Origin of the sequence: Shewanella sp. GXUN23E (assembly GCF_050865035.1) — a bacterium.
GTDB lineage: Bacteria > Pseudomonadota > Gammaproteobacteria > Enterobacterales > Shewanellaceae > Shewanella.
This window is the reverse complement of record NZ_JBOZWP010000016.1, coordinates 37482-57431: the sequence shown is the minus strand read 5'-3', so window position 1 is coordinate 57431 and position 19950 is coordinate 37482. Positions and strand designations below refer to the sequence as shown.

At 53.1% G+C, this 19950-nt stretch carries 19 protein-coding genes; 16 read left to right on the top strand and 3 right to left on the bottom strand.

Annotated features, from left to right (window positions below):
• Window positions 1-74: 74 nt before the first annotated feature.
• From ACRRUX_RS14050 to ACRRUX_RS14005, 10 genes are all read left to right on the top strand, one after another.
• Window positions 75-584, top strand: a complete 510-nt coding sequence (locus ACRRUX_RS14050) for a MerR family transcriptional regulator (protein WP_432531390.1) — start codon at window positions 75-77, stop codon at window positions 582-584.
• A 112-nt stretch (window positions 585-696) separates the two neighbouring features.
• Window positions 697-1269, top strand: coding sequence for a hypothetical protein (locus tag ACRRUX_RS14045; RefSeq protein WP_432531388.1), 573 nt, complete (start codon window positions 697-699; stop codon window positions 1267-1269).
• A 672-nt stretch (window positions 1270-1941) separates the two neighbouring features.
• Window positions 1942-3978 (top strand): cytochrome c3 family protein, encoded by a 2037-nt coding sequence (locus tag ACRRUX_RS14040; RefSeq protein WP_432531386.1) that lies wholly within the window; start codon window positions 1942-1944, stop codon window positions 3976-3978.
• A gap of 94 nt (window positions 3979-4072) precedes the next feature.
• On the top strand, window positions 4073-4495 hold the full coding sequence (locus ACRRUX_RS14035) for a rhodanese-like domain-containing protein (RefSeq protein WP_432531384.1): 423 nt from the start codon (window positions 4073-4075) through the stop codon (window positions 4493-4495).
• A gap of 68 nt (window positions 4496-4563) precedes the next feature.
• Complete coding sequence (locus ACRRUX_RS14030) at window positions 4564-5325, top strand: FKBP-type peptidyl-prolyl cis-trans isomerase (RefSeq protein WP_432531382.1); 762 nt, start codon at window positions 4564-4566, stop codon at window positions 5323-5325.
• 40 nt (window positions 5326-5365) lie between these two features.
• The gene (locus ACRRUX_RS14025) at window positions 5366-6064 is read left to right on the top strand and encodes a tetratricopeptide repeat protein (RefSeq protein WP_432531380.1); all 699 of its coding nucleotides are present in this window, start codon (window positions 5366-5368) and stop codon (window positions 6062-6064) included.
• 44 nt (window positions 6065-6108) lie between these two features.
• Window positions 6109-6813 (top strand): 4Fe-4S dicluster domain-containing protein, encoded by a 705-nt coding sequence (locus ACRRUX_RS14020; protein WP_432531378.1) that lies wholly within the window; start codon window positions 6109-6111, stop codon window positions 6811-6813.
• A 3-nt stretch (window positions 6814-6816) separates the two neighbouring features.
• Window positions 6817-7764, top strand: a complete 948-nt coding sequence (gene nrfD / locus ACRRUX_RS14015) for an NrfD/PsrC family molybdoenzyme membrane anchor subunit (protein ID WP_432531376.1) — start codon at window positions 6817-6819, stop codon at window positions 7762-7764.
• 161 nt (window positions 7765-7925) lie between these two features.
• Window positions 7926-8429, top strand: a complete 504-nt coding sequence (locus tag ACRRUX_RS14010; protein ID WP_432531373.1) for a nitrous oxide reductase accessory protein NosL — start codon at window positions 7926-7928, stop codon at window positions 8427-8429.
• 50 nt (window positions 8430-8479) lie between these two features.
• Window positions 8480-9715: a winged helix-turn-helix domain-containing protein gene (locus ACRRUX_RS14005; RefSeq protein WP_432531370.1), complete on the top strand. Its 1236-nt coding sequence runs from the start codon at window positions 8480-8482 to the stop codon at window positions 9713-9715.
• 67 nt (window positions 9716-9782) lie between these two features.
• Here ACRRUX_RS14005 and ACRRUX_RS14000 read toward each other — a convergent pair whose 3' ends face one another.
• Window positions 9783-10886, bottom strand: a complete 1104-nt coding sequence (locus ACRRUX_RS14000) for a phosphoribosylaminoimidazolesuccinocarboxamide synthase (protein WP_432531368.1) — start codon at window positions 10884-10886, stop codon at window positions 9783-9785.
• A gap of 256 nt (window positions 10887-11142) precedes the next feature.
• On the opposite strand from ACRRUX_RS14000, the gene ACRRUX_RS13995 reads away from it, so the two are divergent.
• The 6 genes from ACRRUX_RS13995 to ACRRUX_RS13970 all read left to right on the top strand — a co-directional run bounded on the left by ACRRUX_RS13995 (window position 11143) and on the right by ACRRUX_RS13970 (window position 17200).
• Window positions 11143-11487, top strand: coding sequence for a metalloregulator ArsR/SmtB family transcription factor (locus ACRRUX_RS13995; protein WP_432531366.1), 345 nt, complete (start codon window positions 11143-11145; stop codon window positions 11485-11487).
• Window positions 11488-11499: 12 nt separating this feature from the next.
• On the top strand, window positions 11500-12519 hold the full coding sequence (locus ACRRUX_RS13990) for an ArsJ-associated glyceraldehyde-3-phosphate dehydrogenase (RefSeq protein WP_432531364.1): 1020 nt from the start codon (window positions 11500-11502) through the stop codon (window positions 12517-12519).
• Between the two features lie 147 nt (window positions 12520-12666).
• Complete coding sequence (arsJ, locus tag ACRRUX_RS13985) at window positions 12667-13938, top strand: organoarsenical effux MFS transporter ArsJ (RefSeq protein WP_432531362.1); 1272 nt, start codon at window positions 12667-12669, stop codon at window positions 13936-13938.
• Window positions 13939-14073: 135 nt separating this feature from the next.
• Entirely contained in the window at window positions 14074-15336 is a 1263-nt protein-coding gene (locus tag ACRRUX_RS13980) for an MFS transporter (protein ID WP_432531477.1), read from the top strand.
• Between the two features lie 146 nt (window positions 15337-15482).
• Entirely contained in the window at window positions 15483-16715 is a 1233-nt protein-coding gene (locus tag ACRRUX_RS13975; RefSeq protein WP_432531359.1) for a glycerophosphodiester phosphodiesterase family protein, read from the top strand.
• A 167-nt stretch (window positions 16716-16882) separates the two neighbouring features.
• Complete coding sequence (locus ACRRUX_RS13970; RefSeq protein ID WP_432531356.1) at window positions 16883-17200, top strand: DMT family transporter; 318 nt, start codon at window positions 16883-16885, stop codon at window positions 17198-17200.
• 340 nt (window positions 17201-17540) lie between these two features.
• Here the strand turns inward: ACRRUX_RS13970 and ACRRUX_RS13965 are convergent, their stop codons facing one another.
• Window positions 17541-17777 carry a hypothetical protein gene (locus ACRRUX_RS13965; protein WP_432531354.1) on the bottom strand — a complete coding sequence of 79 codons (237 nt, stop codon included), beginning with the start codon at window positions 17775-17777 and terminating at the stop codon, window positions 17541-17543.
• Window positions 17778-17951: 174 nt separating this feature from the next.
• Window positions 17952-19871, bottom strand: coding sequence for an FUSC family protein (locus tag ACRRUX_RS13960; RefSeq protein WP_432531352.1), 1920 nt, complete (start codon window positions 19869-19871; stop codon window positions 17952-17954).
• Window positions 19872-19950 lie beyond the last annotated feature (79 nt).

Here is a 19950-nt window from a genome sequence, read left to right as displayed (position 1 = left end):
GAGGCGGATATTGGCTTGTTGACCTGTCTATGACCTTAAGGTTGATGATGTCCATCCCTGTACACAGAGAACGTATGATGTTGACCATAACCCAATTGGCCCGGCAATGCGGGCTGTCCAGAACGACTGTCATGTACTATGAGCAGCAGGGACTGCTGACGCCGGCCTGTCGCAGTGACAACGGCTATCGCTGGTACGGACAAAAAGAGCTGGAGCGGCTCAGGGCTATCGCAGCCTACCGGGCCTATGGTTTGTCGCTGGCGAATATCGCTACGTTACTCAGTCAGCAGGGGGAGTCTCAGATTCAGATATTAAAGGCTCACTTTAATCAGCTGGAGCAGGAGATTCGACATCTCAGATCGCAGCAACAAGCCATCATGGCGGTGCTGCAGGAATCTATTTCGGAGGACAATATGGTCACCAAAGCACGTTGGGTTGAAATTATGCAGGCCGCCGGATTTACCGAGGCGGATATGCTGCAATGGCACAGAAAATTCGAGGAAATGGAGCCGGATGAGCACCAGAAATTTCTCGAGTCTCTGGGCATAGACGCTGCTGAAATCGCCCGAATTCGTCAGCTGTAACAAGAGCTTGCCCGGTACTCTGTGCCGGGCATTTTTTATCGTTCAGATAAATAGACAGGTACAGGCTGGCGAAGTAGAGTCAAATTCTGTTCTTAGTTATTAGGAGTGTGTGATGAGAGTTCTGCCCTTATTGTTGGTTGCAGCCGTAACACTGACTGCCTGCGCCACAGGTTCCACCCCGGAAGCCAAAAAGGCCAATGCCCGTAAAGATACCGCCGAAGCACTTACCGAAATCTATGCCGATCATCCCGGAGCCAAGGCGGCTATCGCCAAAGCCAAAGGCTATCTGGTGTGTACCGGCAGTGACAGTTATCTGTTTGCGGCATCGACCGGCGGCGGGATTTGCACATTCCACACCGGTGGTAAGGTGGATTATTATCGTTTCGCCTCACTGGGAGCCGGGGTCGGTATCGGTTTTAAAAAGGTCGCTTTCCTCTATGTGTTCCAGACCAACGCAGCCATGAAGCGCTTTGTCGATGAAGGCTGGGATGCCGGTGCCCGGGCTGAGGCCTCGGCCAAAGCCGACGATGAAGGCGGTCAGGCGGCGGCCAACACCTCCTACGATGTGGAAGGCGTGCGCATTTATCAGTCTGCTATCTGGGGGGCCGCAGCTCAGGCCACAGTGCAGGGTTACAAGTTCTGGCACACTGACTTTACCGATGATGTGATAGAGCATAAAGACTAACGCTGCAGTGCAGCTGGCGCAGGCGTGGGCTTGCGCCTGACAACATCTGTGGGATCTGAACTGCTGCTGGCATTAACGTCCGGGGCGGTAACTGAATCTCTCTTATTGAACCTCTCTTATTGAACCTCTCTTATTGAACCTTTCTTATTGATAAACCCCACTGTCCGCTTCACGCAGCGCAGGCACGCAATATGAAATGCCGCCGGATGCGCGGTAATTGACTGACAGAGTTCACCAGGCACAGTCTCTTTGTGCAAGTCCCTGAATGATGATGGCGTTTTATGTCGCAGCGCGTGGTGGCATAAGCGCTTTTCTGGCTGTTTGCAGAGCCTTCGTGCCCTTTTGCTGCCCTCCAAATCCGTTGTTTCTTTAATCTTCTCAATCCTTAAAAGGGCTTTTTGAGATCATTAAAACCCTCTTTTGAGATCCATGAAAAATGTTCAATCCATCCCGTTTTTAGGCCAGCAACAAATATCAACTTATTGTTTAAATTGGAAATTGATTTTTTTGAGGATTTTGCCTGATTAAAACATTTTGTGATTGGGGGAAGTCCGTCATTTCCTGTCTGAAGTTTTCCTCAAACTGGTCCCCGCTCAAGCGCTTATGTCGTTCGGTGAACTGTCGGGTTCAGTGAAAGTTAGATGCTGATGATAATTAAGATAGGAGTAGACGATGAAACGTTGGAATTACAAAACAACAGCCGGGCTGTTGTTTTGTGTCGGCGCCGCAGGCAGTGTCCTGGCGGCCCCAACAACTGCTGAAAAACCGGGATACGGTAATGAACAGATGACGGCAACCGCTCAGAAGGTGATTGCCAACCCTGATCTGACAGAACAGAGCCGTGGTGTAAAAACACTGCAGGACTATATCGTTCAGGAAAAGGAGCTGTTCGACTATTTGTTCCAGAATCACCCTGTATTCAAGTATGCCGAAGACGGCCGTATGGTCGGGACATACAAGGTCAGTGACCGTGGCAATGAATATATGGACACCGGCGGCGGTCCTGCTTTCTCCAAGCGTACCGGCAGGCCGACTGCTATCCAGTACCGTCTGGGGGCCAAGTCTATTCTGGATTTCCCCAACAAGTTTGTGGGACCGGAAAAATGTGGTGAATGTCATGCCATGCAGTATGAGAAGTGGAAACGTTCCCGTCATGCCCAGACAGTGCGTTTCCCCGGTGAACACCCAGAAGTGGGTAATGATCTGAAGAAAAAGCTCTATGGCACAGAAGGTTCCATTTTGCCTGATGGTGTGACCGCAGATGCGATTTACGCCACCATTGGTACCCCTCGTACCAAGTATGGCTTTATTGACCGTTATCTGGTGCGGGGTTCCTATCATATTCGCGACGGTTTGCTGATTGACGGTACCGGTACTCTGGTGGCCGGTGGCAACCAGTTTTCCCGCGGCTGGGCTGAGTGGCTGACACCGGAAAAAGCTCAGGAAATTGCGAAGGTCATCCCTGGCTTCCCAACCAAGATGACAGACTTTGGTGCGTCCGGCTCTCACCAGTGGGGGGTCACTTCCTATGGTGCCAAGTACGAAAAAGAATTCCTGTTCCAGCCTGCCAGTTCTTACTGTGAGGTTTGCCACAGCTTCAAGTTCGACTTCAAGAACAAGGATGAATTCTACGCGGCGCTTGGCGATCCGAAAAAACTGCAGGAGCACACTATTGCCAAAGGGATTACCTGCGAAGAGTGTCACGGCGCAGGTGGTCACCTGGATGGCGGTGTAGGTGGTGGAATGCCATCCAACTGTGAACGTTGTCACCAGCGGTCCAACTACATCGATGGCAATGCCGAAAATCCTGATTTTGATGGCAAGCTTGAATATGCCTTCAACGTCAAGATGAAGTCTTCCTGTCCATCATGTGGTACTGAAGGTTCGCAGATGTTCATGTCGTCGCACTATGACAAAGGTATGCGCTGTGCGACCTGTCACGACCCTCATGAAGTGACCGGCAATGACTGGCAGTCAGGTTTTACCAAGCCAAATATCAAGAAAACCTGTCAGGACTGTCACCAGGCGCAGACCACTGTGGCCCAGAACGCCAAAACCCACCAGGAAATTGATTGTGTGAGCTGTCACATGCCTAACATGGGCTCCTGTGAAAACTTCACCGCAATCCAGTATCCGGATATGGCTGGTTTTGATGCTGTACGCCGTTCCCACCTGTGGAAGATTGATGTGGATCCCAAGCGCAAGACTCTGAATCCTCCGGAAGGCATGCCACGGGAATCCCACGTGAAAGGCTGGACTGTTGCCCAGGATGAAGACGGCCATGGCTACCTTGACCTGATGTGGTCCTGTGCCCGCACCTCTATTTCCGACAAGTACGTGGTGGACAACAAAGGTTGTCACAGCCAGTTCCAGTCTGAACTGGAACCCGGTCTGCACTATCAGGACCAAATGGAAATTTACGGTGAAGTGCAGAAATGGCAGAAGCCGGTTAAGGACACTTATAAGCAGGTCGAGCTGGCCATTGAGCGTATTGATCAGCTGCTGGAAGTGACCGAACTGACAACTGAGCAGAAGACCCAGGTTTATATGCTGACTGAAAAAGCGCAGGAAGCACTGGATCTGATCAAAGCCGACGGTTCATGGGGTGTTCACGGCCCACGTTATTCCCAAAAACGTTTGCGTGCCGCCCTGGCCTATGTCGAGCAGGCTCAGGCGATTATTGACGGTACTTACGCGACCAGGCAATAACACCTGAACGCCTGATGGCTGTTGCTCCCCAGCAGTCATCAGGCTGACAGGAAATCCCGGCTGGCAAACCAGCCGGGATTGACCGGAGAAGAGGATGACAAGTTTTTTCAAAGGCTTTTGCCTCAGCTGTGTGTTGATAAGCCCATGGTGCTTTGCCGGCGGTGGTGGTGAGTTGCGTCCGGCACAGCAGTACGACGTGGAACTCAATACCATCTCCATGCTGGAAGCTGAAACCCTGTTGGGTAAACCCGGAGTGTATTTTTTCGACGTCAATACCCTGGAGATTTGGGCACAGGGATATATTCCCGGCGCGATATTTTTCAACGTCCGCAACTGGCGCGAATTGCTGCCCAAAAACAAAGATGCGGTGATGGTTTTTTACTGTGCCAATCGCTTGTGTACGTCCAGTGCCGTCGCGGCCAGAGAAGTGATGAAACAGGGATACACGGGTGTCCGCCAGATGCCGGATGGTATCTATGGCTGGCGTTTGTCCGGAAGGGTAACCGAGAAACCCTGATAACAGCCACACCGTACCATGACCCCAGAGGTGCACTGCCTGGTAGTGATTTTAATGAGAGTTAACTGATGAAAATGTTCAAAAAAAGCATGCTGACAACTTTGACTGTGCTGGCCCTGTCCAGCTCTGCTGTGGGCGCAGTGGAGCTGGAGTCCAGCGTTGACCGGGAATCCTATGCGCTGGGGGCGTCAGTGGGTAACTATATGTCCGATCAGGTGTATGACCAGTTGCAATTGGGCGCCGGAGTCAACATGGATGCTCTGGTCGAAGGCTTTGTTGATGCACTGAAAAATCAATCCAGAATCAATGAGGAAGATACTGTCACTCTGTTGAATCAGCGGCTGGCCTTGTTAAATGCCAAACAGGAGGCCAGACACGCTGAGCTTACAGCACAGAACCGGGCAGCCAGTGAAAAGTATCTGGCCGAAAACAAGCAAAAAGCCGGTGTCCAGGTGACGGATTCAGGATTGCAGTACGAAGTGCTGACCATGGGGGATGGCGTCAAACCCAAGCCTGAAGATGTTGTCACTGTGAACTTTGTCGGCAAGCTGATCGATGGCACTGAGTTTGAGTCCACCTATGCCCAGAATAAACCTGCCCGTATGGCGATGATGACACTGATCCCCGGTTGGAGCGAAGGGCTGCAGTTGATGCCTGAGGGCTCGACCTTCCGCTTTACCGTGCCGGCTGCGCTGGCTTATGGCGCTGAGGGGGCCGGTGCCATCCCTGCCGAATCTGCCCTGGTATTTGAAATTGAACTGAAAAAAGTCGAAGTCCAGAAAGACAAGGCGCCGATTGATATGGGCAACATGATGAAGGGGCACGGTTAATCTGCCGCGACTGTAATGCCGGCATCGCGGGGAAAGAACAATGTTTGAATTGGGTAGCGCCATCGCTGTCACTCTGGGGGGATTCCTGCTCATGTTGTGGCGCCATCATGTGCGTTGGTGTCGCAGCGAAAACGTCAAAGAAGCCGACACTTCATATCGCGTTTGGTACTGGATACTGATGAGTCTGGCGCTGCTGATCGTCAGTCTGGGACAGTATGCCGCGGTGGGGCGTTTCAGTGACTGGAATTCCGGCAAACCGGACAGGTATGTCGATTATCTGGCTGCGGCCGAGATTACCCGGGCACGACAACAGGCTGAAAAAACGCCGGATGATGCACAGGCATTGCTGGTGCTGGCCCAATCTTCAGTGAATGGTGGCATGTATGCAGAGGCGGTAACTGCCCTTGACCGTCTGCTGACACTTCAAGGCGAGCGCGCCGACATCCTGGGGATGAAGGCGACCGCCATGTATTACCGGGACAAACGAAGCATCGCCCCGGAAACCGGCATTGTCATTGCCAGGGCATTGGCACTGCATCGGGAAGAGTTACAAACCCGGCTGTTGCTGGCGACGGATGCTTACCTTAAAGGTCAGTACGCCAAAGCCATCAACCACTGGCAGATCCTGCTGCAAAACCAAACCCAGCTATTTGACCATGAGGTCATAAACAATGCCATTTCGAAAGCAACAGGCAAATTGAATCAACAGACCGAACCCGACCATGGGCTGAGCAACTGAATAAACAATAGATATTGGCTTTAAGCTGATTGCTGGAGAATGTTGTGAGTAAAATTCTAGAGAGACGGAGGTTCCTCAAAGGCGTTGGAGCCTGCTCTTTGCTGGTGGCGCCTCTGGGAGGACCATCAGCACAGGAAACCGGTGAAGGCAACCAGCCTCACTATGTGATGGTGTTCGACCAAAACAAGTGCGTTGGATGCGGCGATTGCAAGCTGGCCTGTAACAAGGTCAACGAACTGCCGGAGGGCGTTTCAAGGGTTCTGCTGGAGCAGCAGTCCGGCCGGATCGAAGGGCAGCCATGCCCCCATTGCGGCAAGATGGATTGTGATTGTGAGCGCCGCTTTGTCAGGGTGTCCTGTCAACAGTGTAAAAATGCCCCCTGCGTGGCAGTCTGCCCAACCGGGGCAGCCCACCGGGATCCAAGGACCGGTATCGTCACCATGGACACGTCCAAATGTGCCGGTTGCAAGTACTGCATTACCGCCTGTCCCTACAATGCCCGTTTCATTGATACCAACACTGATGCGGCCTCCAACTGCGATTTCTGTCTGCACACCAAACTTACCCGGGGGGAACTGCCGGCGTGCGTTCAGGCGTGTCGCTACGATGCGCTGGTGTTTGGTGATGCCAATGATCCCAACTCTTATGTCAGTCGGCTGCTGGCGGTGAAGGACAGTGTCCGCATCAAGGCGTATCTGGGGACAGAGCCGAGCCTGCGTTACATTCCAATCGTCAAACTGGGGGTATAACTGATGGACGGAAGTATCGAATTTACCATTGGTTTGTCTGAAGGTATCGCCTGGCCCTGGCCAATTGCCGTGTACCTGTTTTTTGCCGGTATATCCGGTGGCGCCATGACCATTGCTCTGTGTCTGCGATTTTTCCGCCACCAGACAAGCAACACTCCGCTGATTAAAGCGGCCTCACTGATTGCCCTGGTGACTATCTGTCTGGGGATGTTGTGTCTGGTCTGTGACCTGACCAACCCGCTGTATTTCTGGCGGATTCTGGTGTACTACAACCTCAGTTCGGTTATGTCCATCGGGGTTATTGCGCTGTTGTTCTATATCCCGCTTGTCGCTGTGGTGACATTGCTGTCTCTGGAGGAAGAGTTGGGGCGTATTAAGGCGCTGGCCTTTTTACAGCCGCTGATCCGGGGATTCAGTACCGTTCGCCATCCGATAGAGATGCTGGTGTTGATGCTGGCACTGGCAGTCTGTGCCTATACCGGATTTTTGATCTCGGCACTGATCCGCTTCCCACTGATCAACACTGCAGTGCTGCCGGCATTGTTCGTGGCATCTGGGCTGTCGGCCGGCGCCGCGTGCGCCAAAATGATTGCCGTGCGTTTCTTTGGGGAAGAACTGCATTCTCCCGAAATGGCCATGCTGCATCAGATTGAGTGGCCGGTCATGTTCACCGAAGCCCTGTTCATTTTCATGATTGCGGTCTCTTTGATGACGGGCAATGCCGGTGCGCAGGCCGCGTTTGCCGCTTTCACCGATGGCATCTGGGCCAGTGTATTCTGGCTTGGTGTTGTGGCGGTCGGCTTTGGCGGGCCGGTATTGCTGAATTTCGCCACAGGAAACCACTTCCGTCATTCGGCCACAGCCTTCTACCTGTCAGGTCTTTGTGGTGTCAGCGGCATGATGTGTTTGCGTTTGTTTATCCTGTATGCCGGTCAGACCTACGCCCTGTAACTTTTACCGGGCGAGCTGACTTTTTACTGCAGTGGCAGAGACTTGTCTATCGGATATTGAGCCCTGGTCGAGTCGTCAGCTGCCCGGATTTTCACCGGCGTAATGCGTTGAATTATTCCGGCTTGTTCGTCGGGTAATTTACTTGTTTTCACTCAGGTTGGATGGATTCCATGAGAAAGCTCCTTTTTGCTGTTGTTATTTTAGTGTTGGCCGGCTGCTCGGACAGTGTCGGCCATGAGGGTCATAATCACCCGGTTGCTCTGGATGACCATGACAGGTGTTTTTTATGTGGCATGGTGATTACTAAATATCCAGGTTCCAAGGGAGAATTGATCCTGAAAGACTCTGAGGTTGTGGCCAAATTCTGCTCAGTCAGGGATATGTTTAATTTTGTGCGGCAAAAGGATAGTCAGCGCCAAATTGCTGCCCTGTATGTTCATGATGCAGGTAAAACAAATTGGGAAAATCCGGCTGATACCGCATTTATTGATGCTGAAAAGGCATATTATGTATTTAACTCCAGCCGGAAAGCGGCAATGGGTTCAGCCATTGCGCCCTTCAGTCAGCTCTCGGATGCCAGGGCATTTATCAATCAGTACGGCGGTGAAATTGTCAGTTATGAGAATATCACGCTGGAATTGCTGGCTATCGGAAATAAACATTAACCGGCTATTTACAGGAGTGTGTTGATGATGTGATGTTGCGGGATTTTTCAGTGTATAAGCTTACCAAAGATTTATTTTTTGATTTGTCACAAAATTATCTCCTGGACAAGGTGTCCGGAGAAAAAATTGAGCTGACAGCATCTGAAAGTAACGTACTCGCTGTTCTGCTGGATAACCTGGGACACACTGTCACCCGCCAGCAGTTGTTGGATATCGCCTGGAAAAACAAGGCGGTTGCAACCGGCTCACTGACCCAGTGCATCAGCACACTGCGCAAAAAACTCAATCCCTATGAGGACATTCAGCTTAATACGCTGGCAAGGCTGGGTTACCAACTTGAAATAGATACCGGTGAAGCACCGCAGAATAAAGGTGGTTACCGTCAGTTTCTCAATAAATTTCTGAACCGGTATGTGATTTTATCCCTGACTGTATTGGGATTAGTGTCTTACTGGATTTCTTCCTGCTATCTGGATTGGCATACTCATGAGAAAATTCCGTTCTCCATCGGTGATGTTAATGGGACAGCTGATGTTATTTACTATAAAAAGCTCAATGGGCTGGACAGTGCCAGACTTGAAAATCATCTGTCTGCGTCAGATGTACAATGGCCGGCAATAACTGGATTTAATGCGCTCTATGCCATGGATAAAAATGGCTATTCCCTTGCGCTGTGTCCTGAAATAAAACCCGGCGAGTGTATCAGTGAAAAAGCACTGAATATCTCTTACCTGCATTCCAACCATATTAAGCTGGACAGCGCCATCCGCCAGATTTACAGCTTACCTGCACATCATAATTTTGAACTGATAGATGCGCCCGGAGAGCATATTGTTGGAAATAATCTGATGGAGCATGATTATCAGGCCAGTATTTACTTCCCGCTTGGTGAACATCAGCTGGAACAGTATAAATTGAATATGGCGTTTATCTATGATTCCGAAGATGAGGGGACCCTGTTGTTTTATTCTGCGCTGACAGAATCAAATGCTGCAGAGTTTTCCATGAAGTATCGCTTCAGGGGACATTTTGAGAAACAAAGCCGTTCAATAGATTCGCTGGCAGTGGATGTGTTTCACATTCAGATTGAGCATAAGGTACTGGATAATCCGGAAAGTATCGGTGAGTCGATGGCCTATTTTTTCCGGCGTTTTCGCCGCAGTGACATCTCAGAGCAAACCCTGGATATTTACCGCATCAAACAAAGTGGTGACAGTGCGCTTTGGATGATCCCCAAGCTGGATAACTTTGTCTTTTGGTCCAGGCACAGAGAGGTCCGGATTTAGCCTGATTGGCAAGCCTATCCCCACCAGAGTGGGAATAGGCATTCTGGTATTGCCGGGCGGTTGAATATCAGTCAATCAGTTGGTATTGCTGTTTCAGAATGGCGATGATCTCGGCCTTGGGGTTATCGCTCAGCGGCAGGGCCTGGCCGGTGATCTTTGCGGCGATACCTGTGTAAGTGCGGGATGTTTCCATCATCGCCTCCAGTGGCAGGGCGTTGTCCCGCGCCAGCGCTTCACGCTCAGGCATTCTGTCTTTGTTCAGCAGAATGTCCGGGTCCGGGAAGTGGCTCAGCAGAAACTGGCGGAAGCCCTCTTTGGAGTTTTCCAGGATTTTGCCATCGCGGAAGGCGGCGCCATCCCAAATGCGGGAGGAGTCCGGCGTGCCCACTTCATCCATATAGATAAGTTTGGAGTTGCCGCTGCGGTCGGTGACATAACCAAACTCAAACTTGGTATCCACGAACAGCTGATCCAGCTTGGCCAGCGCCTCGGAAATTACGCCAAAGCCTTCTTTTAATAGCTTTTCATACAGGTCGATATCCTCAGGCTTCTCAAAACCGAAGGCTTGATAGTTGGCTTCGATATCAGCGCGGCTGATATTCACATCATCCTGCTCAGGAACACCCGGAATACCAGTGAGGATCCCTTTGGTGGAGGGGGTGATCAGCAGCTGCGGCAGCTTCTGGTTTTTGCTCAGACCATCGGGCAGGGTAATGCCACAGAACACCCGCTCGCCCTTCTCGTAGGCACGCCACATAGAGCCGGTAATGTACTGACGGATAATCGCTTCAACCTTCACCGGACGGGCTTTTTGCACTATCCACACGAAGGGATGGGGGATATCCAGAATATGGCTGTCGGCCAGGCCGTTGTCTTTGAACAGCTTAAACCAGTGGTTGGAAATGGCATTCAGCGCCGCACCTTTGCCGGGGATGCCTTTAAGGCCACCTTCGCCATGGAAAATACAGTCAAAGGCGGAGATCCTGTCTGAGATCACCATGATCGCCAGCGGCGTATCGGCGGGCACATCATAACTGTGTTGTTCGATCAGCCGACGGCTGTCAGCCTCGGTCAGCCAGTAAACACTGCGAACTTTACCGCTGTGCACGGGTTTGTCGGTACGGATGGGAAGATCGTTATTCACGGCAAGAACGGAATCGGCAAGATTCATCTCTCGGTCCTCAGGGCTGCAGGGGTCTTTATCGTGGCGGGACGTCCGGAAATAACGGTCGCCCTCCACCCTTTTGAGGCCGCATATTTTACAACCATTTGGCCTGCATTTGGCGTTCGCGATTGAGGATACACAGTTTTTCGGTGCGGGGAGTGTCACACAAGTGTCATTTGAATATCTGGCAAAGTGTATATATGATTTTTCGCATATCATTGACCGCGATTAATACCGACCTATGTGGCTGCTGGAGAACACCTTGCTGCCTTTGACCTTTTTCAAAGCCCTGGCCGATGACACCCGGTTAAGCACCTTGCTGCTGATCGCGGCTGAAGGGGAGCTGTGTGTGTGCGAACTGATGGCGGCACTGCAGTTGCCGCAACCCAAAATCTCCCGCCATCTGGCGCTGCTGCGCAAAGAGGGGCTGCTGGCTGACCGGCGCCAGGGGCAGTGGGTGTTTTATCGTTTAAACCCACAACTGCCTGACTGGTGCATCGAAATACTGGCGACCACGCAATCTGCCAGCCATCAACAATTAGCCCCGGCGCTTGAGCGTTTATGCGCCATGGGCACGCGCCCCGAGCGGGCAACATCCTGCTGCTGAGGAACAACAAGTATGACGATCAAGATTGGCATTAATGGCTTTGGCCGTATGGGACGTCTGGCGCTGCGCGCGGCCTGGGCCTGGGATGATGTGGAATTTGTACAGATCAACGACCCGGCCGGTGATGCGGCAACTCTGGCGCATCTGTTGGAGTTTGACTCAGTGCATGGTCGCTGGCCTGAGGCGGTAAGCCATGACAGCGATGCTATTGTCATTGGTGATAGGCGAATTGTCTGCAGTCGTAACAAGGCGATTGGCGAGACCGACTGGTCAGCTTGCGATCTGGTGATTGAAGCCTCCGGGGTGATGAAGTCCAAAGCCTTGCTGGAGGCGTATCTGGCTCAGGGCGTGAAGCGGGTGGTGGTCACTGCGCCGGTAAAAGAGGAAGGCGTGCTCAATGTGGTGATGGGGGTTAACCATCAACTGTATAACCCGGCTGAGCATCCTATTGTGACCGCCGCATCCTGCACCACCAACTGTCTGGCGCCTGTAGTGAAGGTGATCCACGAAAACATCGGTATCCGCCATGGCTCCATGACCACCATTCACGACATCACCAATACCCAGACCATTCTGGATGCGCCCCACAAGGATCTGCGCCGGGCACGGGCCTGTGGCATGAGCCTGATCCCCACCACCACAGGCAGCGCCACCGCCATTACCCATATTTTCCCTGAGCTCAAAGGCAAGCTGAACGGTCATGCGGTGCGGGTGCCACTGGCCAACGCCTCTATCACCGACTGTGTGTTTGAGCTGGAGCGTGAGGTGACCGAAGCTGAAGTCAATGCACTGCTGCAACAGGCGGCCGCGGGCGAGCTTAACGGTATTCTGGGCTATGAAACCCGGCCACTGGTGTCGGTGGATTACAAAACCGATCCCCGCAGTGCCATTGTCGATGCGCTGTCGACCATGGTGATCAACGGCACTCAGCTCAAGCTCTATGTCTGGTATGACAATGAGTGGGGCTATGCCAACCGTACCGCCGAACTGGCGCGTATGGTGGGTACTCTTGACTTGCAAAACAAAGCATAAGCAGGTTGAAGCCTGTGTAGGGAGCCTGATCCTAGAATCTAGAATCTAGAATCTAGAACCTAGAACCTAGAACCTAGAACCTAGAACCTGGAACCTGGAATCTAGATCTTAGGCTCCCCATTATTGCCGTTATCAATGGAACCTCTGATGTTGGCACGTATTAAAGCTTTGCCTGAGCAGGTGCGGCAGTATCTGCTGATCACCGGCAACTACTGGGCATTTACCCTGACCGATGGCGCCCTGCGTATGCTGGTGGTGCTGCATTTCCATGATTTGGGATACAGCCCGCTGGCGATTGCCATGCTGTTTCTGTTTTATGAACTGTTCGGGGTGGTGACCAACCTGGTTGGCGGCTGGCTGGGTGCCCGGCTGGGGCTGAATCGCACTATGAATATCGGCCTTGGGCTACAGATAGTGGCGCTGGCCATGCTGCTGGTGCCTGTTGCCTGGCTGACTGTGCCCTGGGTGATGGCGGCGCAGGCGCTCAGTGGCATCGCCAAAGATCTCAATAAGATGAGCGCCAAAAGCGCCATCAAGACACTGGTGCCCAAAGGCGATACCGGGGAAAGCCGTCTGTATCACTACGTGGCAATGCTCACCGGCTCCAAGAATGCTCTCAAAGGTGTAGGCTTTTTTCTGGGGGCGGCACTGCTGAGCCTGCTTGGTTTCAAAGGTGCCGTGCTGCTGATGGCGCTGATGCTGACTCTGGTGTGGCTGCTGAGTCTGGCGAAGCTCAAATCCGATCTGGGCAAGGCCAAAAACAAGCCCAAGTTCAGTGAGATTTTCTCCAAGAGCCGCAGCGTTAATATTCTTTCTGCCGCCCGTCTGTTTCTGTTTGCCTCGCGGGATATCTGGTTTGTGGTGGCGCTGCCCGTGTATCTGGCGGCGACCTTTGGCTGGGATCACTGGCAGGTGGGCAGTTTTCTCGCCCTGTGGGTGATTGGCTATGGTGCGGTGCAATCCATCGCCCCCCGAATCACCGGGGGTAAAAAGCCTGGTGGCAATAACCTTGGTGGCAACAACCCGGTCGCTGCTCAAGGCGCGCATGTGCCGAACGGTAAAAGCGCACTCTTGTGGGTGTCGCTGCTGGCGGGTATCCCTGCCTTGATTGCTTTGGCTCTGAGCGCGGGAATCGCCCCTGAAGTGTCACTGGTTGGCGGGCTGGCGCTGTTTGGCGCAGTGTTTGCGGTGAACTCATCGCTGCACAGCTATCTGATTGTCAGCTATGCCAATGACGATGGTGTGTCGCTGGATGTGGGTTTTTACTACATGGCCAACGCCATGGGACGGCTTATCGGCACCCTGTTGTCCGGCTGGGTGTTTCAGCAGTGGGGACTGAGCGCCTGTTTGTGGATAAGCTCGCTGATGCTGACGATAACCGCGCTGATCTCCATCTGGCTGCCGAGAAACAGCCAGTAAACTAGCTCAAGGCGCCACTGGGCGCCTTTGTTGTCAAAAGGTTAATTCGCTTGTATGTTGAGCCCTCGATACTGATGCGAATCAGTCGGTTCCCGGTTAGGGCCTGAGTGCCCCGATTCAACAGCGAGATGGATGATGCAAAGCGATATTTCTCTGGCCAGAGTAAAACAGTTCCCCCGCCTGATGTGGATTCTGCTGTTTGGCTCTTTTTTCACCCGCGGCAGTTTTTACATGGTGTGGCCCTTTCTGGCCGTGATCCTTTATGAGCGTTTTGGCCTGTCGGCCACCGAGGTGGGGCTTATCCTCTCCTCCGCTGCCCTGGTATCTGTACTGATCAGCTTTATTGGCAGTGCGCTGTCTGACCGGGTAGGCAGACAGAAGATGATGTATGCCACGGGCGTGCTTTATATCGTCTCCTTCTCTTTGTTGGCCGAGGCCGACTCTGTGGCGGGTTTTGCTTTGGTCATTACTCTTTGCTCAATCGCGACTTCATTGTGGCGGCCTTTGGCATCGGCACTGATTGGTGACATTATCCCTGAATCCCAGACCCGGGAGCTGGCGATGCAAAGCCTCTACTTTATCGTTAATGCTGGTTGTGCTGTGGGCCCCATCGCGGGCGTTTGGCTGGGATTAACCGGCGAGCAGTCCAGCTTCTATATCACCACTGTGGCCTTTGGTTTTTTGCTGATATTGCTGTGGTGGGGATTTCGCAGCCAGGATGTCAGGCAGCAACAAGCGCCATCAACTCATGCCTCGGCGGAGGATGGAACAGGAACGACGCCCGTATCCGGGATGCGTCATACACTGAGGGTGATGGCCAGAGACAGACTGCTGCAGTGCCTTATTCTCGCCAATGTGATCTGCATGTTTATCTTCGGTCAGATGGATGGCTCGCTGATACAGTACCTCAGCCGTGAGCAGGTACCGAATGTGCTGGAATTGATCGCTTCGATGATTTTCGCCAATGCCATGGTCATTATCAGCTGTCAGTTTTTGCTGCTGAAATTGATGAGCCAGTGGTCTTTGGTGAAGCGTATCCAACTGGCCCTGATACTCCTGATGCTGTCTCAACTATGGATGGGGCTCAATCCCGTGAACCTGTTCTGGGGCTGGATTGGCGCCGTGATTGTGATGAGTCTGGCGGAGGCTGTACTGTTCCCGACCATGAATGTGCATATCGACCGTATTGCTCCGGCTCATCTCAGGGGGGCTTATTTCGGAGCATCTTCCTTCTATGAGTTTGGTTTCGCGCTGGCACCTCTGGGCGGCGGCATTGTTCTGGATTTGTTCAATGGCAGTTGGCTGTTTCTCACCTGTGCTCTGCTGACCTTGCTGGTGATGCTGTTGTACAGTCAACTGGAAACCCTGTCTCGCCCCGATTTTGCGACAAACAGCTGATCATAAAAGCGTCAAGCTGGCCGTGCATGATAGCCCCGAAATATCGACTTATCCTTCGGGGGGAACAAATGAAGACAGGGCTAACGGAAATGAGGCTGGTGACGCAGGGGTGTCACCAACAGATACGTTGTGGATTGGCAGGGATAATGATGGCGACCCTGCTGGTGGGTTGTGGCTCCGAAACCAAAGCTGTGGGCACGGTTAATTCCGACGAGCAGGTTCAGGTGGGACCCAGACCGTATTTTCTGGTGGCTGACATGGATGAGGGGGAGTTGAAAACCCAACTTGAACAATGCAGCGAAGGGCCATTTTACACCACGGATTTTTCCATCGGTCACCGCGGCGCATCCATGCAGTTTCCTGAACATACCCGTGAATCCTATGTCGCTGCCGCTCGCATGGGCGCGGGTATTCTTGAATGTGATGTAACCTTTACTCAGGATAAGGAGCTGGTTTGTCGCCACTCCCAGTGCGATCTGCACACCACCACCAATATTCTTACCGTGCCTGAGCTGGCAGCCAAGTGCAGCGTACCTTTTACTCCTGCAGATCCCGCTTCCGGGGCCAAAGCCCAGGTTATGTGCTGTACCAGTGATATTACTTTGGCAGAGTTTAAGACGCTTAAAGGTAAGATGGATGCCGGTAACCCGGATGCCACCAGTGTGGCCGAGTATCTGGATGCGACACCCAGCTGGCGTACCGATCTCTATGCCAGTCGAGGTACGCTGCTGAGCCACAAAGAGAGTATTGCTTTGTTCCAGTCATTGGGCGCGAAAATGACGCCTGAGCTAAAAAGCCCGTCAGTGACCATGCCCTTCGATGGATTCAGTCTGCAGGATTACGCCCGTAAGTTAATTCAGGAGTATGAAGACGCCGGTGTTGCGGCCGGGGATGTCTGGGCGCAGTCCTTTAATCTGGAGGATGTGAAGTACTGGCTGGCCAACACCCCGGAGTTTGGCAAACAGGCTGTCTATCTGGATGGCAGGGATGTGAACGACGGCTTTGACCCGAACAATCCTGCCACCTTTGACCCCAGCATGCAGGTGCTGGCGGCCGATGGGGTGAAGGTTATCGCGCCGCCACTGTGGATGCTGGTGACGCTGGATACAGATAACCGGATAGTGCCCTCTGAGTATGCCAAATCGGCCAAAGCTGCCGGGCTTGATATCATCACCTGGACACTCGAGCGCTCCGGTCCGCTCGCTGCTGGTGGCGGTTGGTATTATCAGAGTGTGACAGATGCAATCAACAACGATGGGGATGCCCTTCAGCTGTTGGACATACTGGCAAAGGATGTTGGTGTCATCGGAGTATTCAGCGACTGGCCCGGTACGGTCACTTACTACGCCAGCTGCATGGGAATGCCTGCCAGTCAGTAGCGGCTGGTCAGTATGGGGCCGTTGGCCCCTTCAAAAGTATGTCCCCGGGCAAGCCTGCCGGTATGCCTTCCACCCGGGCTGAGATATGATGGCGACTTAGAAAGACGTGGGGACGACCTCACCGCTCTGCTTGTCTTAGGGGACGACCCCATTACTGAGCATGATTTATGGCTTGGGCAATTCTCTTTCTGGCTGGCCTGTGCGAAGTCGCATGGGCCGTTGGCCTTAAGTTTTCTGAAGGGTTCACGAAACTACTCCCCTCTGTATTTACCGTTGGCTTTATGCTGCTTAGCTTCTGGTTGCTGGGGCTTGCCCTGAGAAATTTGCCTCTGGGCACGGCCTATGGCGTGTGGGTTGGTATCGGTGCCATAGGCACGGCAATTGCCGGAATTTACCTGTTCGATGAGCCAGCAACACTGCTCAAGTCTGTCAGCCTGTTGCTGATTGTGGCCGGTATCGCCGGGCTGAAGTTATCCAGTCACTGAGTGACGGTTGATATAATACCAATTTCATTTAATAGTTGATCTGTTTCAGCGGGAGTTCAATGCGCTTGAGACAAGGCGAGTCGGCGAAGTCATAGTGGTGCTATGTCAAGACGGCTCAACACAGTATCAAGTGCATTGAACCCCGCACTGCGTGAGCGTGTCAGACATCCTACTTCTGTGTTGCATTGCTCTCAAAGGGAGCCACCCTTAATCAATCAATGCGCCTTGAATCAGAATCCCTGACACGCTCTGAATTGATCAAACTATTAATGAAGTTGGTATACCCTTGTTTAAACGCAAACAGCGCCCGCAAGGACGCTGTTGGTGACAGGTATTGGTACTATTTACGGCACTGGCCGATAACAAACTCGGTGGCATACCAGGCGGCACCGACGAAGAAGGCGGGCACGATAAAGCCGCTCAACAGCTGCATCTCAATGCTGGTATCCAGACGGGCATACTGGCTGACCAGAGACTGGAAAAAGCTGTTGCCGGATTCTGTGGGCAGGTAGCCCCAGATGATGAAAAATGTGCAGGAAATTACGCATAACAGGCGTAGTAAAAGTCTGGTGTCCATGGTGCCAACCCCGATTGCCGAATTCAGCGGCAATATAGGCTCCTGCAGGTGAAAAATGTTTGAAGCGGATCAAAATATTGAAATCAGATTTTTTGAAATTATCCTGATTTTTCGGTCTGTTAAGGGCTGCCTGCCAAAAGCATTGGCAGGCGGCCCGACAAAGCCTGTCAGAACTCAGGCTGACTGGGGATTAACCAGATCAAATGGTCTTTGCCGGTCAAGCCAGATAAACAGACTCTGAATATCCTGTGCCAGCCATTGCTGCAACTCATCACCGGCAACCGGCTCTTCGGTGGCAGGTAACAACTGCCAGCAGCTGCTCATGCGTTGATGGTAAAGGTGTTGCCATTGCTGCAGCTGCTGCGGCATCCAGGGCAACGCTGAGTCAGCACTGCGGGCCAGCATACCGATACAGGCGTGCAGTCGCAGCCCCAGCCACAACAGCGACTGCCAGTCTTTCAGTTCCCGCGCCGAGGTATTGGGTTCCAGCTGCATATAGCTGATCTCCTGACTGAGCTGGCGCAACGCGGCGTGGGCCTGCCATTGCAGCGGACTGTCCTGTTGTCCCTGATTGACTGATACCAGCCAGCGGGTTTCCAGTTCCCACCATTTATCGACATAACTGTCGAGCCAGCGGCGGGTCCAGCTGGGAATAAACAGATGCATCGCCAGAAACGCCAGCAGGGCGCCGGTGAGGGTGTCCAGTGCCCGGTAAAAGGCGATGTAGGGATTGCTGGGCAGCAGCAGAGTAATGGCAAACACCATCATCATGGTCAACCAGAACACATGCACTTCATATCTGGCTTTGTAGAAAGTCGCGAACGCCAGAAATACCGTGATGCAGGTGGCCGGATACAGCCAGTCGCCCTGTCCCCAGAACCAGATCATCGACAGCGCCACCAGACTGCCCAGTACAGTGCCGTACAGGCGACTCCAGATCCTCGCCTGCAGCTGTCCCAGAGGCGCAGCCATCAGTACGATGAAGGCCGTCAGCGTGACCCAGTATCCCTGAGGTAACTGCAGTAGCATCACTACCCCCTGACAGCACATAAGGGTAAACAGGATGCGAAGGCCGTGGTGCCATTCGCGGGAATGGCGACGAATGGCTTTGTGCCACTGGCAGCGAATGCTGATGGCGTCTGAAGGCCAAAGCTGTCCGAGTCGCGCGCGCCAGTCTTTGGCGGGCATGCTGCTTTGCAGTGCCAGCCTCAGGCGGCTGTCGGCAGAGATCAGCAGTGGGTGAGTAATAGATTCAGGCAGTGACGGAATGGCCACATCGCGGTTGAGGGCATCAGCTACCTGCAGCAAGTGCTGAGACAGCGCCGGTTGACTCTGCAGCTGCAGGCGGATGCGGCTGATCACCTCCAGGGTTTCAATCAGTGTCAGCAGAGTAAACAGGCGCGCCGCCAGACGATTGACCTGAGGTTTGTCCGGCATCTCCAGCAGCCAGTGCGATAGCACGGCGATGGCGTCATCCAGCTGTTCACGCAAAGCCAGGCGTTGATTGACCTGAGCCGGATCGGCCTGAGCCAGTACGTCACACCAGGCGGCCAGTTGCTGATGACAGCGTCCCAGCAGTTGCTCACCCTGATGCAGTGCTCGCCAGGGCCCGGCAATGACCGCGCTTACCACTGCCAGCGTCGCGCCAAATGCGGTGGCACTTAAAATCATCAGGCCGCTGACGCCTGAGTCCAGCAGGTGCAGGGCACAGATAAAACAGAAACCTGAGTTATAGGTCAGCAGCTGAATGTATTTCCGCTGGTTGGACGTCAGGCCGTACAGCAGACCTATAGCAGCCAGGATCAGGGTGCCGGTCAGCGGTTGCCACAGGCTCAGCAGTGCCAGCGCACTGGATATGCAACAGATGATGGCTGAGCAGGTCAGCAGACTGGCGCGTTTGGGATATGCCAGATTGCGGCCCTGTACCCCCACCAGCCAGGCCACTATCAAGGCATTGACGCCGGCTGCCTGTTCACCCAGCAGGGTAAACAGCAACAATCCAATGACCATGGGCAGGCCAATTCTCAGGCCATCAGGCAGATCAGCACGATCCGGCAACCATCCGGACAGACGCTTAAAGGTTGGGGAGTTCATCAACAGGGGGAAGGATGGAAAATCAGGGCGCTATTCTAGCTGTGTCCCCGGGGCAGAAAGGTGATCTTGCTCTGGAATT

Coding starts and splice junctions, on each gene's coding strand:
- ACRRUX_RS13965 (WP_432531354.1), bottom strand. CDS start 17,777: ATGGACACCAGACTTTTACTACGCCTGTTATGCGTAATTTCCTGCACA.
- nrfD (WP_432531376.1), top strand. CDS start 6,817: ATGGACGGAAGTATCGAATTTACCATTGGTTTGTCTGAAGGTATCGCC.
- ACRRUX_RS14045 (WP_432531388.1), top strand. CDS start 697: ATGAGAGTTCTGCCCTTATTGTTGGTTGCAGCCGTAACACTGACTGCC.
- ACRRUX_RS13990 (WP_432531364.1), top strand. CDS start 11,500: ATGACGATCAAGATTGGCATTAATGGCTTTGGCCGTATGGGACGTCTG.
- ACRRUX_RS13960 (WP_432531352.1), bottom strand. CDS start 19,871: ATGAACTCCCCAACCTTTAAGCGTCTGTCCGGATGGTTGCCGGATCGT.
- ACRRUX_RS13970 (WP_432531356.1), top strand. CDS start 16,883: ATGGCTTGGGCAATTCTCTTTCTGGCTGGCCTGTGCGAAGTCGCATGG.
- ACRRUX_RS13975 (WP_432531359.1), top strand. CDS start 15,483: ATGATGGCGACCCTGCTGGTGGGTTGTGGCTCCGAAACCAAAGCTGTG.
- ACRRUX_RS14050 (WP_432531390.1), top strand. CDS start 75: ATGATGTTGACCATAACCCAATTGGCCCGGCAATGCGGGCTGTCCAGA.
- ACRRUX_RS14010 (WP_432531373.1), top strand. CDS start 7,926: ATGGATTCCATGAGAAAGCTCCTTTTTGCTGTTGTTATTTTAGTGTTG.
- ACRRUX_RS14030 (WP_432531382.1), top strand. CDS start 4,564: ATGAAAATGTTCAAAAAAAGCATGCTGACAACTTTGACTGTGCTGGCC.
- ACRRUX_RS14035 (WP_432531384.1), top strand. CDS start 4,073: ATGACAAGTTTTTTCAAAGGCTTTTGCCTCAGCTGTGTGTTGATAAGC.
- ACRRUX_RS13980 (WP_432531477.1), top strand. CDS start 14,074: ATGCAAAGCGATATTTCTCTGGCCAGAGTAAAACAGTTCCCCCGCCTG.
- arsJ (WP_432531362.1), top strand. CDS start 12,667: ATGTTGGCACGTATTAAAGCTTTGCCTGAGCAGGTGCGGCAGTATCTG.
- ACRRUX_RS14000 (WP_432531368.1), bottom strand. CDS start 10,886: ATGAATCTTGCCGATTCCGTTCTTGCCGTGAATAACGATCTTCCCATC.
- ACRRUX_RS14040 (WP_432531386.1), top strand. CDS start 1,942: ATGAAACGTTGGAATTACAAAACAACAGCCGGGCTGTTGTTTTGTGTC.
- ACRRUX_RS14025 (WP_432531380.1), top strand. CDS start 5,366: ATGTTTGAATTGGGTAGCGCCATCGCTGTCACTCTGGGGGGATTCCTG.